A 5,883-nucleotide genomic window follows, 5' to 3' on the forward strand; every position below is an offset into this window, starting at 1 on the left:
AGCGGCAGCTGATCCAGCTGCGCATCCGCCAGGTTCATGATGCCGCGATGCGACGTCATCACCCCCTTGGGCCGTCCGGTCGAGCCGGAGGTGTAGATCACGTAAGCGAGATGATCGGCGTCACAGCTGACGGCCGGCGCCGTCTCCGGGTGCCCGGCGATGGCAGAGGCGTCGGCATCGAGCTGCACGATGATCGCCCCGGTCGCCGGCACGCGCTCCAGCAGCGCCGCCTGCGTCACCAGCACCGGGACCTTGGCATCCTCCAGCATGTAGGCCAGCCGCTCCGCCGGATAGCGCGGATCGAGCGGCAGATAGGCGCCACCCGCCTTGAGGATGCCGAGCACGCCGACCACCATGTCCAGCGAGCGTTCGACGCACAGCCCGACGATCACATCGGGTCCGACGCCGAGCCGCCGCAAATGATGCGCCAGCCGGTTGGCCCGCCGCTCCAGCGCGCCGTAGCTGAGCTCCTCGCCATCCATGGTCACGGCAAGCGCACCCGGATCTCGCGCCGCCTGCTTCGCGAACAGCTCGTGCAGGCAGCGATCCTGCGGATAGGCGACGCTGCCGCCGCTCCACGCCGTCAGTTGCTGCCGCTCCACGGCGCTCAGCAGGCTCAGCTCGGACAGGCGCGCCTCCGGCCGCGCCGCGATCTCCTGCAGCAGCCGGACGAAGTGATCCGCCAGCCGCGCGACCGTCGCGGCGTCGAACAGGTCGGTGGCGTAGATCAATGTCGCCGCCAGCCCGCCATCGACCTCGCTCATCGCCAGCTCGAGATCGAACTTCGCCGTCACCGCCTCCGCCTCGAACGGCTCCAGCGTCAGCCCGGGCAGACCGCCCGACCGCTGCGGCGTATTCTGCAGCGCGAACACGATCTGGAAGACCGGCTCGCGGCTGAGATCGCGCACCGGATGCAGCGCCTCCACCAGCTTCTCGAACGGCAGATCCTGATGCGCGTAGGCGTCGAGCGCCGTCGCCTTCATCTGCCGCAGCACGTCACGGAACGTCGGCGTCCCCGAGAGGTCGCAGCGCAGCGCCAGCATGTTGACGAAGAAGCCGATCAGCCGCTCGGTCTCGACCCGGGTGCGGCCCGCCACGGGCGTGCCCACCACCACATCGTGCTGTCCGCTCCAGCGCGACAGCAGCACGTCGAACGCGGCCAGCAGCACCATGAACAGCGTCGCCCCGTCCTGCCGCGCCAGCTTCGTCAACGCCGCCGTGCAGGCCGGGTCGACGGCAAACCGGTGCACGGCGCCGCGGAAGCTCGGCACGGCCGGCCGCGGCCGGTCGGTCGCGAGCTCGATGCCATCGGGCGCCCCGGCAAGCTGCGCGGTCCAGTACGCGAGCTGCCGCTGCAGCGCCGCCTCCTCCAGCCAGCGCCGCTGCCACACCGCGTAGTCGGCATACTGGATCGGCAGCTCCGGCAGCGGCGACGGACCGCCCGCGCAGAACGCCGCATACAGCGTTGCGATCTCGTCGACCAGCACGCCCATCGACCAGCCGTCCGACACGATGTGATGCATCGACAGCGCCAGCACGTGCACATCGGACGACAGCCGCAGCAGCGCCACGCGCAGCAGCCGGTCACGTGTCAGATCGAACGGCTGTTGCATCAGGGCTTCCGCCCGCTCTCGCGCGTCAGCCGCAGTCACGACGGTGGGCTTCAGGGCAACCTGCCACGGCGGATCGATGACCTGGACGGCGCCCTGCCCCTCACGCGCGAAACGCGTGCGCAGGCTCTCGTGCCGCCGGACCACCTCGCTCAACGCCGCAGACAACGCGCCGACATCAAGCGCCCCGGCCAGCCGCACCGCCGCCGAGACGTTATAGCCCCCCTTCGAAAGCCCGAGCTGCTCGACGAACCACAGCCGCTCCTGGCCATGCGACAACGGCAGCGGCTGCTGTCTCGAAACCGGGAGCAGCGGGAGAGCCGTGTTTGCCGTCGCCAGGCTCAATCGCTCCGCCAGGCCTGCGACCGTTGGCGTTTCGAACAGGAGGCGCAGCGCGACCTGGACGCCGAGATCCTGCTGGGCGCGTGCCACGACCTGCGTCGCGAGCAGAGAATGGCCGCCGATGGCGAAGAAATCATCGTGGATGCCGACGCGGTCCACACCGAGCACGTCCGCGAAGATCGCCGCGAGGCTCGTTTCGGCCGGGTTGCGCGGCGCCGCATAGCCGCCAGTCGACGTGAGCTCCGGCGCCGGCAGCGCATTGCGGTCGAGCTTGCCATTCGGCGTCAGTGGCAGTGAGGAGAGACTCACGATCGCCGAGGGCACCATGTAGTCCGGCAGGCCCCGCAGAAGTTGCTGGCGCATGATGTCTGCATCGAGCACCGCACCGTCGCGCAGAACGGCGTAAGCGATCAGGCGGCGATCGCAATTGTCCTCGCGCACCACGACCGCCGCCTGCTCCACATCCGGCAGGGTCAGCAACGCCGCCTCGATCTCGCCGAGCTCGATGCGAAAGCCTCGGATCTTGACCTGATGATCGATGCGCCCGAGATAGTCGAGCACGCCCACCGCGCTCCAGCGCGCCAGATCGCCGGTGCGATACAATCGCGCGCCATGCGCGAACGGGCTCGGCACGAACCGCTCCGCCGTCAACCCGGGACGATGCAGATAGCCGCGGGCGAGACCCGCGCCGCCAATGTACAGCTCTCCGGTCACGCCGATCGGCACCGGCTCCATGTGGGGATCGAGCACATAGGCCTGCAGGTCGGGAATGGTCTGACCGATCGCGCTTGCCGCCGCGCCGACATCGGCCTGCCGTACCGGCCGCCATGTCACGTGCACCGTGGTCTCGGTGATTCCGTACATGTTGATCAGTTGCGGCGTGGCGTCACCGTGCCGCTCGAACCACGGCGCCAGCTCGGCGAAGTTCAGCGCCTCGCCGCCGAAGATCACATAACGCAGCGCCAGTGGTCGCGGCGCCTCACGATCCGCGCGGATCAAGCCGGCGAACGCCGATGGCGTCTGGTTCAGCACGGTCACGCCTTCGCGCGACAGCAGGGCATGGAAATCATCCGGCGAGCGGCTGATCCAATACGGCACGACCACCAGCCGGCCGCCATTGAGCAGCGGACCCCACAGCTCCCAGACCGAGAAGTCGAAGGCGAGCGAATGAAACAGCGTCCAGACGTCCTGCGCGCCGAAGCCGAACCAGGCGTCGGTTGCCGCGAACAGCCTGACCACGGCGGCGTGGCTGATCAGCGTCCCCTTAGGCCGGCCGGTCGAGCCGGAGGTGTAGATCACATAGGCCAGGTGGTCCGGATCGCTGGCAACGGCAGGCGCGGTGCCGGGCTGACGTGCGATCACCTCACCATCTGCTTCGAAACGCGCGACGACGGCGTCCGTCACGGGCAGTCGCGCCAACAGCGCGTCGTGCGCCAGCAGCACGCGCGCACCGGCGTCACCCAGCATGCCCGCCAGCCGCTCCGGCGGATGGCTCGGGTCGAGCGGCAGATAGGCACCGCCCGCCTTGAGGATGCCGAGCACGCCGACCACCATGTCGATCGACCGCTCGACGTAAAGCCCGACGATCACGTCCGGACCGACGCCAAGCCCTCGCAGATGGTGCGCGAGCTGATTGGCGCGCCGCTCGAGTCCGGCATAGCTGAGCATCCGACCGTCGCAACTGACGGCCACCGCTTCGGGCGTGCGCTCGGCCTGCGCGGCGAAAAGGTCATGCAGGCACCGGTGGGGGCGATAGGCAGCCGGATCTGCGGCGGGGGCGATGAGCTCGCGCCGCTCCTCTGCGCGCAGCAGGGGTATCGCGCCGAGTTGGCGCGCAGGGTCCGAGATGAGTTCGCCGAGCAGGTGACCGAGATGATCGATCAGGCGGTCCATCGCGGACGAGGCGAACCGCTCGGCATCATAGATCAGGTTGACCGCGATCGACCGCTCGATGACGATCTGCAGGGTCAAGGGATAGCTGGTCCGTTCCGTGGTCCGGACCTCGCTGATCCGGAGATGCCGCACGGCGTCTGCGCCGGCGGTCATTGCCACCGGGTAGTTTTCGTACGCGACGATGCTGTCGAACAGAGCCGTTCCGTCGCCGAGATCGCTCCAGCGCTGCACCAGGGGCAACGGACTATATTGATACTCCGTCAGCTCGCTTTGCCGGATCTGAATCTCGCGCAACCAATCCAGGATCGTCGTGCGGTCCGATAGCTGGACGCGCAGCGGCAGTGTGTTGACGAACAGCCCGACCATCCGCTCGACCTCGGCGAGTTCAGCCGGACGGCCCGACAGGGTGACGCCGAACACCACGTCTTCGGAGCCGCCATAGCGAGCGAGCAGCAGTGCCCAGGCGCCCTGCACCAGCGTATTGAGGGTCAGCTTGTGTTCTCGTGCGAAGCTTTCGAGGGCTGACAATCCGACGTTCAGGTCGCGCTGAAGCACGGCATGGCGCTCTCCGCTGCCAGGCTCGCGAGACGGGCGGGCCAGCCCCAACGACGACGGCGTATCGAAGCCAGCGAGCCGCCGGCGCCAATGCACTTCCGCTCTTGCCATGTCCTGGCGCTGCAACCAGCCGATATAGTCCTTGAAGGGCCGCAGGTGAGACAGCGCCGGCGCCGCGCTGCGGCTCAGCGCAGAATAGGCCGCGAACACCTCGTCGAGCAGCAGCGGCAGCGACCAGCCGTCGAGCACGATGTGATGCACGTTCCACAGCAGGCGGTGATCGTCGTCGCCGATCCGGATCAGGCAGAGCCGCATCAGGGGCGGCGCTGCGAAGTCGAAGCCGCGGCTGCGCTCGATCCGCTGAAGCTCGGCGAAACGGCTATCCTGCTCGTCCTTCGACAGATGCCGCCAGTCCTCCTGGGCAAACGGCAGCATTGCCTCGCGCAGCACCACCTGCAACGGCACATCGAGCTCATGGCCGACGTAGGCCGTGCGCAGCACAGGGTGTCGTGCGACCATCAGCTGCCACGCTTGTTCGAACGCGCGTGGATCGAGCGCGCCCTGCAACCGGCACGCCAGCGAAATGACGTAGACAGCGGCATCCGGCTCATACAGGCTGTGGAACAGCAGCCCCCGTTGTAGCGGCGACAGCGGATAGATATCGGCGACCCGCCGTGCACCACCCGCCGAGGCGATCACGCGGTCGAGCGCCTCCTGACCGAGCCGCTTCTTGTTTCGGCTTGCATCCATATTCATGGGTCGGCTCCGATCTCAGATGCTCAGAGTGTTCTGCAGCAGCGGGAAATCAGACAGCGTGAAGCTGCCCTCGCTCGTGTCGCAGTGCGCGATCAATTGGCGGAGTCGAAAGGCGAAGCTTTCCGCCAAGGCCTTGATGGTCGAGCCGTCGTGACATGCGACGCTGTAGGCCCACTGCATCTGCAGGCCGCCCTTGCCGACATGGGCGGAGACGTCGATCAGGTGCGGCCGCCGGTTGGCCGCGTGCTGCTCGCGGCCGACATCCTCCGGCGCAAAGCCGAATGCCTGCCCGCCGGCGGCGCCGTCGAGCTGGCCGAGATAGTTGAAGCTGACCTCGACGTCCGGCGCAGGCACGTCGCCGCCGCCGAGATAGCGCAGCATGCCATAGCCGACACCACGCTGCGGCACCGCGCGCAATTGCTCCTTCACCCGCTTCAGCGCCCCGCCGGGATCGCTGGCGTTCTCCACGTCGAGCAGCACCGGGAACAGGCTGGTGAACCAGCCCACCGTCCGCGACACGTCGACGTCGCCGAACAGCTCCTCGCGGCCATGGCCTTCCAGTCCCACCAGCAGGCGCGGCGCGCCGGTCCAGCCGGCGAACGCCTGCACCAGCGCCGTCAGCAGCACGTCGTTGATCTCCGTGTGGTAGACCTCGGGCACCTGCTGCAGCAGCGCCTGCGTCTCCGCCGCATCCAGCGCGACTTTGACCAGCTGCAGGGTGCCTGCG

At 68.2% G+C, this 5,883-nt stretch carries 2 protein-coding genes; both read right to left on the reverse strand.

All coding sequences use genetic code 11. From position 1 onward, the window contains the following. Positions 1–5,156: non-ribosomal peptide synthetase (locus tag QX108_RS33375; RefSeq protein WP_315799639.1), on the reverse strand; the 5,156-nt coding region annotated here is incomplete at its 3' end. Between the two features lie 15 nt (positions 5,157–5,171). Then, the coding region (locus QX108_RS33380) for a condensation domain-containing protein (protein ID WP_315787711.1) at positions 5,172–5,883 on the reverse strand (712 nt) is incomplete at its 5' end.

It is taken from the genome of Bradyrhizobium sp. SZCCHNR1002 (assembly GCF_032381435.1).
GTDB classification, from domain to species: Bacteria; Pseudomonadota; Alphaproteobacteria; order Rhizobiales; family Xanthobacteraceae; genus Bradyrhizobium; species Bradyrhizobium aeschynomenes.